At 69.0% G+C, this 17,976-nt stretch carries 12 protein-coding genes; 3 read left to right on the top strand and 9 right to left on the bottom strand.

Annotation, left to right across the window (positions count from 1 at the left end; translation table 11 throughout):
* From ACFE87_RS23040 to ACFE87_RS23030, 3 genes are all read right to left on the bottom strand, one after another.
* The coding region (locus ACFE87_RS23040; protein ID WP_375461996.1) for a biotin carboxylase N-terminal domain-containing protein at positions 1-476 on the bottom strand (476 nt) is incomplete at its 3' end.
* 16 nt (positions 477-492) lie between these two features.
* Complete coding sequence (locus tag ACFE87_RS23035) at positions 493-996, bottom strand: acetyl-CoA carboxylase biotin carboxyl carrier protein (protein WP_375461997.1); 504 nt, start codon at positions 994-996, stop codon at positions 493-495.
* A 29-nt stretch (positions 997-1,025) separates the two neighbouring features.
* Positions 1,026-1,784: a DsbA family protein gene (locus ACFE87_RS23030; RefSeq protein ID WP_375461995.1), complete on the bottom strand. Its 759-nt coding sequence runs from the start codon at positions 1,782-1,784 to the stop codon at positions 1,026-1,028.
* A gap of 247 nt (positions 1,785-2,031) precedes the next feature.
* Here ACFE87_RS23030 and ACFE87_RS23025 point away from each other — a divergent pair, with 247 nt between their 5' ends.
* Positions 2,032-3,213, top strand: coding sequence for a pyridoxal phosphate-dependent aminotransferase (locus ACFE87_RS23025; RefSeq protein ID WP_375461994.1), 1,182 nt, complete (start codon positions 2,032-2,034; stop codon positions 3,211-3,213).
* A gap of 27 nt (positions 3,214-3,240) precedes the next feature.
* Here ACFE87_RS23025 and prfB read toward each other — a convergent pair.
* The 3 genes from prfB to ACFE87_RS23010 all read right to left on the bottom strand — a co-directional run bounded on the left by prfB (position 3,241) and on the right by ACFE87_RS23010 (position 8,295).
* Positions 3,241-4,369 (bottom strand): peptide chain release factor 2 gene (gene prfB / locus ACFE87_RS23020; protein ID WP_375461993.1). Its coding sequence is split into 2 segments (ribosomal slippage): positions 3,241-4,299 and positions 4,301-4,369, totalling 1,128 coding nucleotides; the frame shifts between segments, so codons are not numbered across the junction.
* A 140-nt stretch (positions 4,370-4,509) separates the two neighbouring features.
* On the bottom strand, positions 4,510-6,930 hold the full coding sequence (locus ACFE87_RS23015) for a penicillin-binding protein 1A (RefSeq protein WP_375461992.1): 2,421 nt from the start codon (positions 6,928-6,930) through the stop codon (positions 4,510-4,512).
* Positions 6,931-7,062: 132 nt separating this feature from the next.
* On the bottom strand, positions 7,063-8,295 hold the full coding sequence (locus ACFE87_RS23010; protein WP_375461991.1) for an N-acetylmuramoyl-L-alanine amidase: 1,233 nt from the start codon (positions 8,293-8,295) through the stop codon (positions 7,063-7,065).
* Positions 8,296-8,888: 593 nt separating this feature from the next.
* Here ACFE87_RS23010 and ACFE87_RS23005 point away from each other — a divergent pair.
* Positions 8,889-11,741: an Rne/Rng family ribonuclease gene (locus tag ACFE87_RS23005; protein WP_375461990.1), complete on the top strand. Its 2,853-nt coding sequence runs from the start codon at positions 8,889-8,891 to the stop codon at positions 11,739-11,741.
* Between the two features lie 31 nt (positions 11,742-11,772).
* Here ACFE87_RS23005 and ACFE87_RS23000 read toward each other — a convergent pair whose 3' ends face one another.
* On the bottom strand, positions 11,773-13,032 hold the full coding sequence (locus tag ACFE87_RS23000; protein WP_375461989.1) for a M23 family metallopeptidase: 1,260 nt from the start codon (positions 13,030-13,032) through the stop codon (positions 11,773-11,775).
* A gap of 65 nt (positions 13,033-13,097) precedes the next feature.
* The gene (locus tag ACFE87_RS22995) at positions 13,098-13,562 is read right to left on the bottom strand and encodes a peroxiredoxin (RefSeq protein WP_375461988.1); all 465 of its coding nucleotides are present in this window, start codon (positions 13,560-13,562) and stop codon (positions 13,098-13,100) included.
* 205 nt (positions 13,563-13,767) lie between these two features.
* Here ACFE87_RS22995 and ACFE87_RS22990 point away from each other — a divergent pair, with 205 nt between their 5' ends.
* Positions 13,768-17,142 (top strand): DUF3971 domain-containing protein, encoded by a 3,375-nt coding sequence (locus ACFE87_RS22990; protein ID WP_375461987.1) that lies wholly within the window; start codon positions 13,768-13,770, stop codon positions 17,140-17,142.
* 163 nt (positions 17,143-17,305) lie between these two features.
* Here ACFE87_RS22990 and tyrS read toward each other — a convergent pair.
* On the bottom strand, positions 17,306-17,976 hold a 671-nt coding region (gene tyrS / locus ACFE87_RS22985; protein WP_375461986.1), incomplete at its 5' end, for a tyrosine--tRNA ligase.

Here is a 17,976-nt window from a genome sequence, read left to right as displayed (position 1 = left end):
GCCTTCACGAGGACCGGATAGCCGATCTCGGCCGCGACGCGCTTGGCCTCGCCGTCATCGGTGATGCCGCCATCCGAGCCCGGCACGCAGGGGATGCCGAGCCGACGCGCGGTGCGCTTCGCCTCGATCTTGTCGCCCATGATCCGGATATGCTCCGGCCGCGGCCCGACAAAGGCGATGTTGTGATGGCCGAGCACTTCGGCGAAACGGGCATTCTCCGACAGGAAGCCGTAGCCCGGATGGACGGCATCCGCGCCGGTGATCTCGCAGGCCGCAATCAAGGCCGGGATGTTGAGGTAGCTCTCGCGGGCGGGCGGTGGCCCGATGCAGACGCTCTCGTCGGCGAGGCGGACATGCATCGCGTCGGAATCGGCGGTGGAATGCACCGCGACGGTCGCGATGCCGAGCTCCTTGCAGGCTCGGAGCACGCGGAGGGCGATCTCGCCCCGGTTGGCGATCAGGATCTTGTCGAACACGGGATGAGCGCTTCGCTCAGCTGATCAGGACGAGAGGTTCGCCGAATTCGACCGGCTGGCCGTCCTCAACATAGACTGCCCGGACGGTACCGGCGCGCGGCGCCACGATGTCGTTGAAGGTCTTCATGGCCTCGATCAGGAGGAGCTTGTCGCCGGCCCGGACCTCGGAGCCGACCTCGACGAAGGTCTTCGCGCCCGGCGCCGGCCGCCGGAAGGCCGTGCCGACCATGGGAGAGGTGAGCGCATCGGGATGTTTGGCCGTGGGCTCGTCCGGCGCGGCGCTCGGGCGGGCGACGACGACGGGAGCCGGTGAGAGAACGGTCGCGGATGCGACCGGGGCTGCCTGGAGGTGGCGGGCGACCCGGATGCGGAGGTCGCCCTTTTCGACCTCGATCTCGGTCAGGTCCGTGTCGGTCAGGAGGGCCGCAAGCTGGCGCACGAGGTCGGGATCGAAGGGATGGGCCGGGGCCGGCCCGGATTCGGCCGGAGCCGAGGGGGCGTTTTCGTCCGAAAGGACCATCTCGGGAGCAGTCACGATGTGCGGTGCCGTCACTTGCGGGCCAGGGCGATCGCCTGGGCCAGGGCTTCGGCGCCGACGGCTCCCGAGATCACCTCCGTGCCGACCACGAAGGCCGGCGTGCCGGTCAGCGCGAGCTTCTCGCCGAGGTCGGAATTCTCCGCGATCGCGGCCTTCACGGCATCGCCGCCGATGTCGCGTTGCAGGCGCGCCATGTCGAGGCCCATCTCCTTGGCGAGGGACGTCGCGCGCTCGGCCCCGATCCGGCCCCGGCTCTCGAGCAGGCGAGAATGATATTCGAACAGCTTGTCGCCCGACATCTGCTGCTTGGCGGCGAGCGCCACGCGAGAAGCCTCGACCGAATCCGGCCCGAGCACGGGCAGGTCACGCATCACGACCTTCAGCTTAGGATCCGCCTTGATCAGGGCCCGCACGTCGGCGAGCGCGCGTTTGCAATAGCCACAATTGTAATCGAAGAACTCCACCAGCGTGACGTCGCCGGCCGGGTTGCCGAAGACGCTGCCATGCGGCGAGTTGAACAGCGCCTGGCCGGCCTGGGCGAGCATCGCCTGCTGAGCGGTTCTTTGGCTCTCCTGCTGGCGCTTCTCGAGTTCGCTGATCGCTTCCTGCAGAACCTCGGGATTCTTCACGAGATACTGCTTGATGATCTGCTCGATCTCGGTGCGCTGGGCCGGGTTGAACGTCGCCTGGGCCGCAGCCGGGCCGGCGAGAGACGCGCCTCCGAGGAGAATAGCGGCCAGGAGCATCGGACCCGTGGGCAGACGAAGCATGTCGGAGCTTTCGCAGGTTTCGTAACCAGCGTGAGCTGTTACGCCGGTTCGTCACCGGGCGAGGTAAAGGCGAGCCGGAGCGAGGTCAACGACCCGCGACCGACGGAGCGGTATCGGGCAAGGGCGCGGCGAAAGGAAGGCGAAGCGTCACCTTCGTGCGAACCGGGCGCCTGGCCGGTGCTTGAGAGACGGGGCCGGGCCGGATAGCGAAGCCGGCTCGACGCGAGCGAGCCAGATCAGGACAACCATGACCCTCTCGGACAGAGCCGCCGCAGCCCCGGCGGTCGCCCGGCGGCTTCTTCGGGTCGAGCCGTTCCTGGCCATGGACGTGCTGGCGGCGGCCGCCGCCAAGGAGCGGGCCGGCGGCGACGTGATCCACATGGAGGTCGGGCAGCCCTCGGCGCCGGCACCGAAGGCGGTCCGGATGGCCGCCCAGGCCGCGCTCGAGACCGGCCGCATCGGGTATACCGAGGCGCTCGGGATCGCGCCCCTGCGGGAGCGGATCGCGCGACACTATCTCGACGCCTACGGAATCCGGATCGCGGCCGAACGCGTGGTCGTCACGACCGGGTCCTCGGCCGGCTTCGTCCTGGCGTTCCTGGCGCTCTTCGATCCAGGGAGCCGGGTCGCGATCTCGGCTCCGGGCTATCCGGCCTATCGCAACATCCTCTCCGCGCTCGACCTCGAGCCGGTCGGCATTCCGCTCCGGGCGGCCGACGGCTGGCGGCTGACGGCAGCATCCATCGAGGCCGCGCAGGGCGAGGCAGCTCTGTCAGGCATCCTCGCCATGAGCCCGGCCAACCCGTCCGGCACGATGATCGGCAGCGCGGGCCTCGCCGAGATCGCGGCCACCTGCCGCCGGCACGGGCTCTGGTTCGTGTCGGACGAGATCTATCATGGCTTGACCTATGGCGAGCCGGCCGAGACCGCTCTCGCGCATGACGACGACGCGGTCGTCATCAACTCCTTCTCGAAATACTATTGCATGACCGGGTGGCGGATCGGTTGGATGGTGGTGCCGGAGAGGCTGCTCCGTCCCCTCGAACGGCTCGCGCAAAATCTCTACATCTCGCCCCCGTCCCTGTCGCAGGTGGCCGCGCTCGCGGCCTTCGACGCCACGGAGGAACTCGAGGCCGTGAAGGCGGAATACGGCCGGGCCCGATCGCTGCTGCTCGACGAGATGCCCGGCCTCGGCCTGCGGGACATCCACCCGGCCGACGGCGCCTTCTATCTCTACGCCGACGTCGCCCGGTTCACGAACGATTCCATCGGCTTCTGCCGCCGCATGCTGGACGAGGCCGGGGTGGCGGCGACGCCCGGGATCGATTTCGACCCGGTGGACGGCGCCCACCACGTCCGCTTCTCCTTTGCGGGCGGGGAAGCCGTGTGCCGCGAGGCAGTGCGCCGGCTGAAGGGGTGGCTGCGCTAGGCCGAGCCCCGCTGCGGACGGACCCGCCTATTCGACGTCTTCGATCCCGTCCGGCGCGCCGTAGACCCGGGCCGCAAGCGCGGCTTCCATGAAGGGGTCGAGTTCGCCGTCGAGCACGTCATGGGGGCTGGTCGAGGTCGTGCCGGTCCGCAGGTCCTTCACCAGCTGATAGGGCTGGAGCACGTAGGAGCGAATCTGGTGGCCCCAGCCGATGTCGGTCTTGGCAGCTTGGTCGGCGCTGGCCTTCTCCTCGCGACGCTTCAGCTCCGCCTCGTACATCCGGGCCCGGAGCATGTTCCAGGCCGTCGCCCGATTCTTGTGCTGTGACCGTTCCTGCTGGCAGGCGACCACGATCCCGGTCGGGACATGGGTGATGCGCACTGCCGAGTCGGTCGTGTTCACGTGCTGGCCGCCTGCGCCGGAGGATCGATAGGTGTCGATCCGGCAGTCGGATTCCTTGATGTCGATGACGATGCGGTCGTCGATCACCGGATAGACCGCGACGGAGGCGAAGCTCGTGTGGCGGCGCGCATTCGAATCGAAGGGCGAGATGCGGACCAGCCGATGCACGCCCGCTTCGGTCTTGGCCCAGCCATAAGCATTGTGGCCCTTCATCATGAAGGTCGCGCCCTTGATGCCGGCTTCTTCGCCGTCCTGCTGCTCGATGAGCTCGACCTTGAAGCCGCGGCGCTCGCCCCAGCGGGCATACATGCGGGCGAGCATCTGCGCCCAGTCCTGGCTCTCGGTTCCGCCGGCCCCGGAATGAACCTCGAGGAAGGTGTCGTTCGAATCGGCCTCGCCCGCCAAGAGCGTCTCGATCTGCCGCCGCGCCGTCTCGGCCTGCGCCCGGCGGATCGCCTCCTCGCCCTCGGTGATGCTCGCCGGATCGCCCTCGGCCTCGCCGAGTTCGATCAACGTCACGCCGTCCTCGATCTCGCTCTCGATCTTGCGGATGGCCGCGACCTGCTCGTCGAGGCTGTTGCGTTCCCGCATAACCTTCTGGGCCGCCTCCGGGTCGTTCCAGAGGTCCGGATCTTCGGAGCGGGCAGTCAGCTCGCCGAAGCGTCGTTCGACGGTATCCCAGTCAAAGATGCCTCCTCAGCAATCCCACGGATTGCTTGGCGGATTCGAGGAGCGACGTGATTTCGGCGCGCATGGTCTCGCGGTCTGACCGTATGGGGGAGGGGTGAAATAGGGAGAGAGACGAGCGCTGTAAACACACGTCCCGCTCCGGAGGAACATCGGGCGCGATGTGACGAGTCGGGCGCCTCGCAGCAGCGGGGCGCTGCCCCCGCCTTAGTAGAGGCCGCCCGTTCCGACGCCGACGGACCGCTCGGCTTCCGGCGAGGCGCTACCGCCGCCGCCGCTGCTCACGACCGAGTAGCTGTCCGGGGGCGCGGTGCCTGGCTTGAAGGCTTCCAAAATCGTCCCTCCGCCTTCGCCGCCCGCGCGTGCGCCGGAGCCGGCCGACACCCGGATCAGCTTGATCCCGGGCGGGACGCGGAACGGGGTGGCCGGCTTGTCGGCCAGAGCCGCCTTCATGAACTCGCCGAAGATCGGAGCGGCGTAGGTGCCTGCCTGGGCGTTGGCACCCATGGAGCGCGGCTTGTCGTAGCCGAGATAGACGCCCACCGCGAGATCGGGCGAAAAGCCCACGAACCAGAGGTCCTTGGCATCGTTGGTGGTCCCGGTCTTCCCGGCGACCGGCTTGCCGCCGACCATGCCGCTCACCCGGGCGGCCGTGCCGCGCGTGACGACGCCCTCGAGGATCGAGACCATCTGATAGGCGGTCAGCGGATCGAGGACCTGCTCGCGCTTGTCGACGAGTTTCGGCTCGTCCTGGCCGGTCCACGATTCGGCCGCGCAACCGATGCATTCGCGATCGTCGTGGCGATAGACCGTGCCGCCATTCCTGTCCTGGATGCGATCGATCAGCGTGGGCCGGATGCGACGGCCGCCATTCGCCAGCATCGAATAGGCTGTGACCATCCGCATAACGGTGGTCTCGCCGGCCCCGAGCGACATCGGCAGGAGCGGCGCCAGCTCGTCATAGACGCCGAAGCGGCGGGAATATTCGGCGACGAGCGGCATGCCGAGTTCGCGCGCGAGCCGGACCGTCATCAGGTTCTTCGACCATTGGATGCCGTAGCGCAGCGTATGCGGCCCCGACGCCTTGCCGTCGAAATTCTGGGGCGACCAGGCCTCCTGACCGCCGCCCGGGTCGATCGTGATCGGCGAATCGTCGATGATCGAGGACGGCGTGTAGCCGTTGTCGAGGGCGGTCGAGTAGACGATCGGCTTGAACGACGAGCCCGGCTGCCGTAGCGCCTGGGTGGCGCGGTTGAACTCGCTCTGGTCATAGGAGAACCCGCCGACCATCGCGTGGACTCGGCCGGTGAACGGGTCCATCGCGACGAGCCCGCCCGATATCTCGGGCAGCTGACGCAACCGGAACTGGCCCAGCTTTCCGGCCAGGGCCTCGACATAAATCACGTCGCCGGGCTGCAGGGTGCCCGCGCTGCGGCCGAGGCCCTCCGGCGCGATCTGGCCGAGTTCCCGCTCTCGGGCGACCGCGCCGCCGGCTTCCTTCTTCGGCTGCAGGCCGATCCGGGTCACGCCGGCAGTCCTGTCCAGGGCCACCGCGAGACGCCAGGGCTGGATGTCGGCGAGCGACGGGACTTCGGCCACAGCCAGACCCCATTCCCGACCGGCCAGATTGATGTTGCCCTGCGGGCCGCGCCAGCCGCTCGCCTCGTCGAAGCGGATCAGGCCGTCGACGAGCGCCTTGCGGGCGATGGCCTGCATCTTCGGATCGAGGGTCGCCCGGACCGAAAGCCCGCCCTCGTAGAGGGCCTTCTCGCCGTAGCGGTCGCCGAGTTCGCGCCGGACCTCCTCGGCGAAGAAGCCGGACGCGATCATGTTTGGCGAATGCATCCGCGAGTTGATGCCGAGCGGCTGGCTTCTGCCCTTGTCGCCGTCCTCTTTCGAGATGTAGCCGTTCGCGACCATCAGGCCGAGGATCTCGTTCCGGCGGCTGAGAGCCTCCTGCGTCTTGCGGAAGGGATGGTAGTTGTTCGGACCCTTCGGAAGGGCGGCCAGATAGGCGGCCTCGGCCGGCGTCAGCTCGTGGACGGACTTGTTGAAATATTCGAGCGCCGCGGCCGCGACCCCGTGCACGTTCCGGCCCGGCACGAGCGTCCCTAGGAAGATTTCGTTGAGGTAGAGTTCGAGGATGCGCTCCTTCGAAAAGGCCGATTCGATGCGGAGCGCGAGCAGGGCCTCCTTGGCCTTGCGCTCCATCGTCTGCTCGTTCGACAGCAGGAAGTTCTTGGCGACCTGCTGCGTGATGGTCGAGGCGCCCTGGCGGCGGCCGCTGCGGAAATTGTTCAGCGCGGCCCGCACGATGCCTTCGGGATCGATGCCGCTATGCTTGTAGAAATTCTTGTCCTCGGCGGAGAGGAAGGCCCCGATGACGAGCTTCGGCACGGCCTGGATCGGCAGGTAGAGACGGCGCTCGCGGGCGTATTCTGCCAGCAGGCTTCCGTCCGCGGCATGGACGCGGGTCGTGACCGGTGGCTCGTAATTGGCGAGCGCTGCGTGGTTCGGAAGGTCCTGGCTAAACTTCCACAGAAAGTACCCGGCCCCAAGCCCGGCAAGCAGAAACGCGATCGCGCCGACCGAAAACAGAAACCCGAAGAACCGTAGGACGAACCGCATCCGCTCACTTCCACCCTGAACGAACGACCTGCCTGGCCGATCCCGCCTCAAGCCCGCGGATCACCGGCCTCGGGCGTGGCCGCGCCGCCGACCTCTCCGGCCGCGCGCCGCCAGGACCCACCCACACGGTTTCTATGGTGAAACTGCGGCGGCCCGGCTCGGGGAACGCCCGCCGAAGAACCGTTCCACCGCGCCTGCCATAGCGGCGGCTGCCTTTCGGCGCCAGTCTTCCGAGAGCAACAGGTTGGCGTCTTTGTTGTTCGAGAGGTAGCCGAGTTCCACCAGAACCGAGGTCATGTCGGGCGCGCGCAGCACCCGGAACCCGGCTTCGCGATGCGGCTGGGCGCTGAACCCCATCACGGGGCTGAGGTCGCCCTGGAGCATCCCGGCGAAGCGATGGCTGAGGCCGCGCGTCTCGCGCAGCGTCAGCTCCTGAAGAATGTCCGAGATCCCGGCGAGAGCTCCCGGCGGCGCGATCCCGCCCGCGTAGTCGGCCGCGTTCTCGCGCTCGGCGAGCTTGGCCGATTCGACGTCGGTCGCTCGTTCGGCCCCGGTATAGATGGTGGCGCCGCGGACCGCCTGGCTGCCGATATAGTCGCCATGAATCGAGACGAAGAGGTCCGCCGAGGCCTGGCGGGCGAGGCGGACGCGTTCATCGAGCGGCACGAAGACGTCCGCGTCCCGAATCATCAGAACCCGGACTCGGCCCCATGCGATGAGCCGGTCGCGCAACGCCTGAGCGAAGATCAGCACGATGTCTTTCTCGCGATGTCCGGTCGCCGCGGTGGCTCCGGGATCGCTGCCGCCATGTCCCGCATCGATCGCGACCAGGGGGCGCCCGTCGAGAATCGGCGCAACGGACAGCGACCCCGTCGTCTCGGGCTCCGACTCGCGAAGGCCGGCCTTGCGCCGGAAGGTGTCCCGGTCGGTCGGGGCGAGTTCCAGGACGAGGTTCTTCGACCCTTCCGTCGGGCCGTCCTCGAGCGCGAGCCGCGTGACCAGCGCCGGTTGGGCGAGCTCGACGACGAGGCGCGAGCGGCCCACGGCGAAGAGTCCGCAGCGGAACGAGGCGACGAGGGCCGAACGGCGCCGGTTGGTCTCCGCCGGTATCTGGCAATTCACCTCCGGCAGGTCGACGACGACCCGGTCCGGCCGCTCGAGATGAAAGCTCGACGCCTCGACGGCCCGGGACAGGGAGATGGTGAGACGGGTCGAGGCCTGGTCGGCCACGAACTGGGCCCCGACCGCGACGGCGCGGCTGCCCGCAGGCTCGATGCCGGCAGCGCGCGGATCGGCATGTCCGGCGGCCAAGCCCAGGATGAACGCCACGAACGGGGCTGCCCGCCGAGCAAAGGAGAAAGGCATGAAGGCGCGGTCCGGGGGTCGCCAGCCGAAACCATGCCGCGGTCGTGGTTAACGGAGACTTGCCGGCCCGGCGGGCCAAGTCCCCGGAACGGCCGCCTTCACGCGGCATCTTGTCAAACGGTGTTGCGCATCTGTAATGAACAGGACTTCGTCCGGCACCGTGCCGAGATCCCGTACGGGCAACTGCCCCACCGGATGCGAGCCGGTCCCACCCTTTTCCTCCCCCGACCGAGGCGAAGTCGTTTTCGTGGCGGTCCACCGCTGCTCAGCCGGCACAGGCCTCGGGCCGAATGCCACGCGAAGGATGTTGCCGATGGGCGCGAGAACGGGACCAGCCTTGCTGCTGCCCGTCGGCGCGTCCGCCTGCCGTCCGGACACAGATGCCCTTCGCCTCGTCCAGAATCGGTCGCGCCTCGCGCCGGTCCGGATCGCGGCGGTCGACATGCTTCTCCCCCGTGCCCGTTCCGGGCGCCCCCTCACGTTTCGTGTCCCCCGACCCTCGCGGCCCCACGCCGCCCTCCCGGCTCGTCCGGGATGCGGCGCCTGCCGACCCGGTGCTCGGGCGCGTCACGAACTCAGATCGAGAGTTCACGATGCCCAACAAGATGCTCATCGACGCCTCCCATCCGGAGGAGACCCGCATTGTCGTAACGCGCGGCAATAAGGTCGAGGAATTCGATTTCGAATCCGCCAGCCGCCGGCAGCTTCGCGGCAATATCTACCTGGCCAAGGTCACGCGGGTCGAACCGTCCCTGCAGGCCGCCTTCATCGAATATGGCGGCAACCGCCACGGCTTCCTCGCCTTCAGCGAGATCCACCCGGACTATTACCAGATCCCCGTCGCCGACCGTCAGGCGCTGCTCGAGGATGACGAGCGGGCCGAGCGCGAGGCCGAGGAGGGCGAGGAACGCCGCAGCAGCCGCAGCAGCGGCGGTGAGGGTGACAAGGGCAGGAATGGCGGCGGGCGTCGTCGGCGCGGCTCGCAGCGCCGCAATCGTCGCGACGGCGAGACCGTCTCGGCCCCGGTCGAAGGCCGCGAGCCCGACGAGGACGAAGCCCCGCGCACGGACACGTCGTTCTCGGGCGAGGATGCGGCTCGGCAGGATCTCGACGCCGCGGTCGATGACGAGCACGGCTACGAGGGCTTCTCCGCCTCGGAGGAGCCGGAGACGTCGCGGGAGCCCGTTTCTGCCCAGGAGCCCGAGCTTCCTCTCGAAGGCGAGGCCGGTGACGCCGCCCAACCGGCCGAACTGACCTCCTCGCCCGAAGCACCGCTCGCTCCCGAAGATGCCGAGCCGGACCGGCAGGAGGAGTTCGAGGCCGTTGCGGCCGAGAGCGGCTCAGAGACTCGCGATGGGGCGCGGGACGAGGATCACGTCTCCGAAGGGCCCGACGAGGTCGAAGCGCGCGCCGACCGTTCCGGGGACGAGGAGCGTCACGAGGACGAGGACGGCACCGAGGAGGACGACGAGGACGAGGACGACGAACTCGAAGAGCACGAGATCGTCGAGGCGGTCGGCGGGGCCGATGCACTCGAAGAGGTGCCGGAGCGTCGCCGCACGCCGCGCCGCCACTACAAGATCCAGGAGGTCATCAAGCGGCGGCAGATTCTCCTCGTCCAGGTCGTCAAGGAAGAGCGCGGCAACAAGGGCGCCGCGCTGACCACCTACCTGTCGCTTGCGGGCCGCTATGCTGTCCTGATGCCGAATACCGGCAAGGGCGGCGGCATCTCCCGCAAGATCACCTCGGCCGACGATCGCAAGCGCCTGAAGGAGATCGTGCAGGAACTCGAGGTTCCGGACGGGATGGGGATCATCCTGCGCACGGCCGGTGCCGCCCGGACGAAGCCCGAGATCAAGCGCGATTTCGAGTATCTGATGCGACTCTGGGAGAGCGTGCGCGAGCTGACTCTCGAGAGTTCCGCCCCGGCCCTCGTCTACGAGGAGGGCTCGCTGATCAAACGCGCCATCCGCGACCTCTACAACAAGGATATCGACGACGTCATCGTCGCGGGCGACGAGGGCTACCGTGAGGCCCGGGACTTCATGGGCATGATCATGCCGTCCCAGACGAAGGCCGTGCGGCTCTACAGCGAGCCGCAGGCGCTCTTCGCGCAGCACGGCGTCGAGGCGCAGCTCGACGCGATGTTCTCGAACCACGTCACCCTGAAATCGGGCGGCTATCTCGTCATCAACCCGACCGAGGCGCTCGTCTCGATCGACGTGAACTCGGGTCGGGCGACGCGCGAGCACAATATCGAGGACACCGCGCTCAAGACGAATCTCGAGGCCTCGGAGGAGATCGCTCGCCAGCTCCGGCTGCGTGACCTCGCCGGGCTCATCGTCATCGACTTCATCGACATGGAGGAGAAGCGGAACGACCGCGCCGTCGAGAAGAAGCTGAAGGATTGCCTGAAGAACGACCGCGCCCGGATCCAGATCGGGCGGATCTCGCCCTTCGGCCTCCTCGAGATGTCGCGCCAGCGCATCCGGACGGGCGTGCTCGAATCCTCCTCGCTGCCCTGCCGCCATTGCGCCGGAACCGGCTTCGTCAGGGCCGTGCCGTCGGTCGCCCTGCAGGTGCTGCGCTCCGTCGAGGAGACGCTGCTGCGCTCGGCCTCCCACAACGTCACCGTCCGCACGCGGTCCGAGGTGGCGCTCTACATCCTGAACCAGAAGCGCGCTCACCTGACCGAGATCGAAACCCGCTTCGGCGTCGCGGTGACGATCGCGGTCGACGAGACGATCGCCGGCACCATCACCTTCGCGGTCGATCGCGGCACCCCGGCCGTGCCGAGCCTGCGGGCGCCGGCGACCGGCATTCGGGTCGATTCGATCACGCCCTCCGACGAGCCGATCGAAATCGAGCCCACGGCTGAATACGAGCGCGAGGAAGAGGATCGCGAGGATCGCGAAGGGACCGAGGAGGTTCTGGCCGAAGGCGCCGAGGGTGCCGACGATGGCGGCACTCGGCGCCGGCGCCGCCGCCGTCGGCGCGGCCGCGGCCCGGGTGGGCGCGAGGAGTTCGGCTCATCCGCCCGCGAGGGGTCGGAGGGGAGCGACGACGAGGAATCCGAAACCCGCGGCGCGAACGAGGTCGCACCGGAGCGGGAGCTGGTGGATTTCCAGGAGGAGAGCCGCGAGCCGATCCACGTGGAGCGGCAGATGAGCCGCGAGGACGAACGCGAGCCTGCACATCCCATTCGGGCCGCCGCGGCAGCCGAGCCGACCCGGCGCGTCGAGCAGGACGAGGCCGAGCGGCCGAGTGCGGCGGCAGCGGACAGTCACGCCGCCCCGAACGGCGCCGTGCCGGAGCCGGAATCTGTGCCGGCACCCGCGCCGGAGCCGGAACCCGAGCCGGTAGCGGTGGTGCTGACACCCCCGGATCCGAACCGCCCGAAGCGCGGCGGCTGGTGGTCGAAGGCGAAGTCCGCTCTCGGCGGGTAGCCGGGCGGACCGACTCGACGCCTCGGATCAGCTAGCGCTGTTCCGGGGTGGCGGAGGAGGCGAGAAGCCGGCCGGCCTCCAGGAACCGAGCCGGGTTGACGGGCTCTCCTTCGATCCTGACCTCGTAATGCAGGTGCGGGCCGGTGGAGCGGCCGGTCGAGCCGGCGCGGCCTACGAGCTGGCCGGCCTCGACGGTGGCTCCGGGCGTGACCAAGAAGCCGGACAGGTGGCCATAGCGGGTCGCGACCCCATTGCCGTGATCGACCTCGATCAGATTGCCGTAGCCCGCGACATAATCGGCGGTGACGACGCGTCCTGCGGCCGTGACCCGGACCGGGCTACCCGTCTCGGCCCGGAAGTCGAGCCCGGTATGGAGCGCCGGCGTCCGGGTGAAGGGATCGACCCGGTAGCCGAAACCGCTCGTCGGCTCGAGGGCGGCGACGGGACGGCCGAGCGGCAGGGTCCGGGCGGTCGCATGGAGGCGTTCGAACTCGCCGAGCCCCGCGTCCACCCCGCTCATGACGCTGCCGAAAATGGGTGAAACGAAGCCCGACGGGACAGGGACGAGCGGGCCACCGACCGCTGCCTCCCTCGGGCCGGACAGGCGGCGGAGGTCGAGCCCGGTGGCGTCCAGCGCCAGCCGGAGCCGAGAGGCCCGTTCCTCGGCCGCGCGGCGGAAGAGATCCGCCATCCGAACCGCCTGGGCCGAGGAGCGCTCCAGCGAGCGCTCGACCGCCGTGAGCCGGTCCGGCGGTCGGACCGCCCCCGTCTCGGGGCCGGGCGACGACGTCGGTCGGAGCCCGAAGGGTTCGGTGATGGGCGCCGGTTTGACCCCCGCCTCGACAGGCAAGGTGGGTCGCGGATCGCCTGCTGCCATCGGCCGGCCAGGAAGGTCGGGCAGCGCGGCCGTGGTCTCGCGGCCGAGCATCCGCTCGGCGAGGCCGGAGAGCCAGGACTGGCGGGACTCGATCTCGACCTGCCGCCGCGCCAGCGCCTCGGCCCTGGCCGCGAAGCCGTTCCGCTCGACGAGATTGTGGGTGATCTCCCGCTCGAGCCGGCCCTTCAGGTCGGAGATCCGATCCTCGTAGGTGTAGCGGAGCTCCGTCTCCGCTGCGAAAAAGCGGATGGCCAACTCGTCCCGCGACGCGATGTACCAGGTCGCGGCGCCCGCCCAGGCGAGCGTCAAGGCCGTGAGGGCGGTGGAGACGAGCAGCGTCTTGCGACGCAGCACGATCTGGCCGCTCGACGGGGGCGGGCGGACGGGCCGCTCGGAAGGCTGGTTGGGGGGCATGGGCAGTCCGGTTCGACCGCCTGATCACACCTCGTTAGCGTTAAAGATCCCCGAACGGCCCGCGATCAGAGCGTTTGGGCCGCGTCCAGCACCTCCTGGGCATGGCCAGGAACCTTAACCTTCGGCCAGATCCGAGCGATCTTGCCGTCCCGGTCGACCAGGAAGGTGCTGCGCTCGACGCCCATGTATGTGCGGCCATACATGCTCTTCTCCACCCATACGCCGTAGGCTTCGATGGCACTCCGCTGCTCGTCGGCCGCAAGAGCAAGGTCGAGGCCGTATTTGGCGCCGAACTTTGCCTTGCTCGCCGGAGAATCCGGCGAGATGCCGATCACATTCGTGTCGGCGGTCGCGAACTCGGTTTTGAGCGCGTTGAACTCTTGCGCTTCCTTGGTGCAGCCGCTCGTGTCGTCCTTAGGGTAGAAATAAACGACCACCTTGCGGCCTTTGAGCGCGCCGAGCGAGATATCTCGGCCGGCGGCCCCGGGCAGGGCGAATAGCGGAGCGGTCGCCCCAACCTCGAGTGGCATATCGCCTTCCTTTCGTCCGATTGAAAGAGTGTAGAATGGTAACGTCGGACGTGTGACGCTCGCGCGGACCCTTGTCGACGTCTATAGCCTAAAGCGGATCGGCTTTCCGCTACACACCTGCGCGAGCTGGATGGGATCTCTGGCGAAGCCCGATACATCGGAGGGACGGCGGACCACCCGGCGCGCGGGCCGCGTTGCCGGTGGAATGCTGTGTGCCGCGGGCGTCTTGGTGTCGCTCGCCGTGATCCTGGCCGGCGGCTTCTACCTGCGTCTCCTCGCCGGACCGATCGAGCTCCAGGATCATTCCGCCCGAGTGAGCGGCGCGCTGGCAAGCCGGATGGGCAGCGGTTGGGCCGTGACCCTCGGCGACACCGCACTCGAGATGCACGGCATCCGGCCGGCTGTCCGGATGACGGGGGTCGAGATCCGCAACCCGGACGGTCTTCCGGTGCTGCGTGCGCCCTACGGGATCGTCAGCCTCGACGTCTGGTCGCTCCTCACCGGCGCCGTCTCGGCGCGAGAGGTCGAGCTGCGCGACCTGCAGCTCCGGGCTTCCCTCGCGCCCGACGGCACGCTGACTTTCATGTCCGGGGAGGATGCGGGCCCGGCTCCGTCCCCGAGCCCGCCCGCGAGCAATCCGGACGGTGCCGGAACGCGTTCGCCGGTCGCCGCGGCCGTCGCCTCTCTTCTCGGTCCCGTGGTGGAAACGTCGGGCGTGATCGGCGGGCTCGACCGGGCCACGATCAAGTCCGCGCGACTGACCCTCGTCGGTTCGGACGGCCGGGAGCGAGCCGCGTTCCCGCGCGTCGATGCCGAGTTCGTCCGGCTGCCGAACGGCGATCGCCGGGTCGACGTCGATCTCACCGGATCGCACGGCTCCTGGGCCATCCGCGGGCGGGTCACCGAAGGTGAGGACCGCAAGGCGGATCTAGAGGCGCTCCGCGTGCCGGTAGCCGACATCCTCCTTCTGGCCGGGCTGCCGGAAGGTGCGGTCCGGTCCGACCTCCTCCTCAGCGGGCAGGTCTCGACGACGCTCAGGGGGCCGCACCTCCTGAGCCTCGACGCCCGGTTCGAAAGCTCCGCCGGAACGTTGCTGCGGAACAAGGGCACGCCGCTGCGGATCGACCGCCTCTCCGCCGCGGCCACCTGGGACGAGGCGCGCCGCGAGCTCGAGATCGCCTCGCTCGACGGTGCCGGCGAAGGCATGAGCATTCGACTGGCGGGCCGGCTCGGACCGGCGCCGGAGACCGGGTGGCGGCTCGCGCTCTCCGGTCGAAACGCCGAGGTCGCAGGCATCAAGCCGACGGACGCAACCTTCGCGATCGACGACCTTGCGGCGGATGTGCTGTTCCGCAATGGCAGCGTAAGCCTCGAGCGCTTCGCCCTGAAGGCGCCGCAGATCGACATCCAGGCCTCCGGCGCGCTGCAATCGGGCCCGGACGGGCACCGGATGCAGGGGGTCCTCGAGGCGAGCCAGACAGAGCTGCGACGCCTCGTCAGGCTATGGCCCGACAACCTCAACCCCGAGCTGCGGCGCTATCTGGCGCTCAGGGTCGTGGAAGGGTCGGTCGACCGGCTGCGGCTCCGCTCCAATCTCGATCCGCGCGACTTCAGCAACGTCTTCACCGATGTCCCGCTCACGGACGCGGCCCTCGACCTCGACTTCATGGCCGGCGGAATCGGTCTCGCGGTCGTAGACGGAATCCCGCCGCTCCGAGGGCTCTCAGTCGAGGGACGTGCCAGCGGCGCGCGGGTGTCCCTGAAGGCGTCAGCGGGCCGGATTGCGATGCCGGACGGCCGCAGCCTCGCCTTCTCGGACGGGACCTATCTCCACACCAACATGGACGTGCCGAACAGCGCCGCGCAGCTCGCCTTCGCGGTCGCGGGCAGTGCGGACGCGGTCGCCTCCCTCCTGGCGTCGCCCGCGATCCGGGACGCCGTCGGGCTCGATCTCGACCCGGCGACGGTCAAGGGGCGGGCCGACATCCGCGTCCGGCTGTCGCTCGTCCCGAAACGGATCCCGAACCTCTCGGAGATGCCGCTGAACATCCGGGCGACGTTGTCGGATATCTCCGTCGAGAAGCTGCTCGGGCGCGAGAAGCTCGAGGCGGGACAGTTCAACCTGGCCTACGAGGCCGGTGCTCTGACCGGACGGGGTGAGGCGAGGCTCGGCGGGGCGCCGACCACCTTCGAATTCTCGCAACCCCGGACGGGACCCGGCGAGGTCGCGATCGGGCTTATTCTGGACGAGGCCGCCCGCACCCGCCGTTCGCTGCCTGGCGCACCCCAGCTGACCGGTCCTGTTCCGGTCCGGATCACCGTGCCCCTCGCCGGCGGGATGCGGGGAGGAGCCCGGATCGAGGCGGATTTCGGCAAGGCGGCGATCGACGGGCTGATCCCGGGCTGGGTCAAGCCGGCGAACCGGCCGGGCCGCCTCGCCTTCACCTATGCGGAAGGCGAGGGCGGCGCCTCGGAGCTGCGCGACCTCTCCGTCGATGCGGGCAGCGTCCAGATCAAGGGCCAGCTCTCGCTCTCGCCCTCGGGCGGGGTCGAGAAGGCGGACCTGTCCACATTCAAGCTATCCCCCGGCGACGACATGAGGGCGCAGGTCGAGCATCTCGCGACCGGGCCCTACCGGGTCACCCTGAGGGGGAATGTCGCGGATACCCGCCCGGTCCTGAAATGGGCAGGATCCACCGCCGGCAAGGGACCCGCGAAGGAGAGCCATGAGGTCGAACTCGAACTCGGCCTGAATATCCTGACCGGACATAACGACGAGGCTATGACCGGGGTCTCCGGTAAGGCCTCGATCAAAGGCGGCGAGCTCCGGGCTCTGCAGTTCGGCGGGCGTTTTCGAACGGCCGCGGTCGAGGCGCAGCTCGCGAAGCGCGATGCCGGCGCACCGATCCTGGCGGTTCGGAGTGCGGATGCGGGCGCAACGCTCCGCTTCCTCGACATCTACCGCCGCATGATCGGCGGGAAGCTCGCCATCGACGGCCGCTCGGGTGACGGTATCCAGTCCGGCAATCTGGTCATCGACGACTTCGGCCTCCGCGACGAGCCGGCGCTCCGCAACATCGCCTCCCAGGCCGGCCAGCAATCCAGCGGCGGCAGCGAGGATCGGGGTTTTGCGCAGGCCGGCAAGGCGGATCTTGAGCAGGTACCCTTCACGAAGCTGAGTGCGGATTTCCGCCGCTCGGCGTCGCGGTTCGATTTCTCCGATGTCGTGATCTACGGCGTCCAGGTCGGGTTCAACGTCTCGGGCTTCGTCGATTACGCCCGCGACCGGCTCGACGTGACCGGCACCTTCGTGCCTGCCTACATGCTGAACAATGCCTTCAGCCAGCTGCCCCTGGTCGGGATCCTGCTCGGCGGCGGGATCAACGAGGGCCTGATCGCGGTCGAGTTCCGCGTCGCCGGCCCGATCAGCGGGCCGGTCCTGACCGTGAACCCGCTGACGGCGGTCGCTCCGGGCATTCTGCGGAAACTGTTCGGCTGGATGCTGCCCGAGGGCGCGGAGCCGACCACCGCCGCGCCGCGGGTCACCGGAACGGCCCCGCCGCGGCGGACCACCCGGTAGACCGGTATTCCATCGGGATCGGAGCGGCGTGTGCCCTTCGAGGCCCCGCTTCGCGGGGCACCTCACGATGAGGACCGGAGGGGAATCCACAATCCTCCTCAATGCTGAGGTGCGAGCCGGAGGGCGAGCCTCGAAGCACGCAGGATGAGGTCCTCACTGAAGCTCAGACTGCCCGCAGCAGGACGTGGCGCTTCTTGCCGAAGGAGAGCTTTGCCACCCCGTCCGCCGAGAGGTCGCCAGGCCCGACGACCCGCTTGTCGTCCGCCACCCGCTCGTCATTCACCGAGATCGCGCCGTTGGCGATCGCGCGCCGCACCTCTCCGTTCGAGGCGGCGAGCCCGGCCAGGATGATGGCCGGCCCGATCCCGAGGCCCGCCTCGATGTCGCTTCGCGGGCAGTCGACGGCGGGAAGGTTCGCGGCGACCACGCCCTGCTCGAAGGTCTTCGCCGCCGTCTCGGCCGCGAGCCCAGCCTCTTCGCGCCCATGCAGAAGGGCGGTCGCCTCCGTCGCCAGCACCTTCTTGGCCTCGTTCCGCTCCGCGCCGTCCAGCGCCTCGTAGCGGGCGATCTCAGCGAGGGGCAAGGTCGTGAACAGGCGCAGGAAGCGGCCGATATCGGCGTCGTCCGTATTCCGCCAGAACTGCCAGTACGCGTAAGGCGAGACCTGGTCGGCGTTGAGCCACAGCGCGCCGGCCGCCGTCTTCCCCATCTTCGCGCCGGACGCTGTCGTCATCAGCGGCGCGGTGAGTGCGTAGAGCTGCTCGGTCCCCATCCGGCGGCCGAGATCGATGCCGTTGACGATGTTGCCCCATTGGTCGGAGCCGCCCATCTGCA

Origin of the sequence: uncultured Enterovirga sp., assembly GCF_964242715.1 — a bacterium.
In the GTDB taxonomy this organism is placed as follows: Bacteria; Pseudomonadota; Alphaproteobacteria; order Rhizobiales; family Beijerinckiaceae; genus Enterovirga.
The sequence above is the reverse complement of the archived record's forward strand: the minus strand, read 5'-3'. Positions and strand labels throughout refer to the sequence as shown.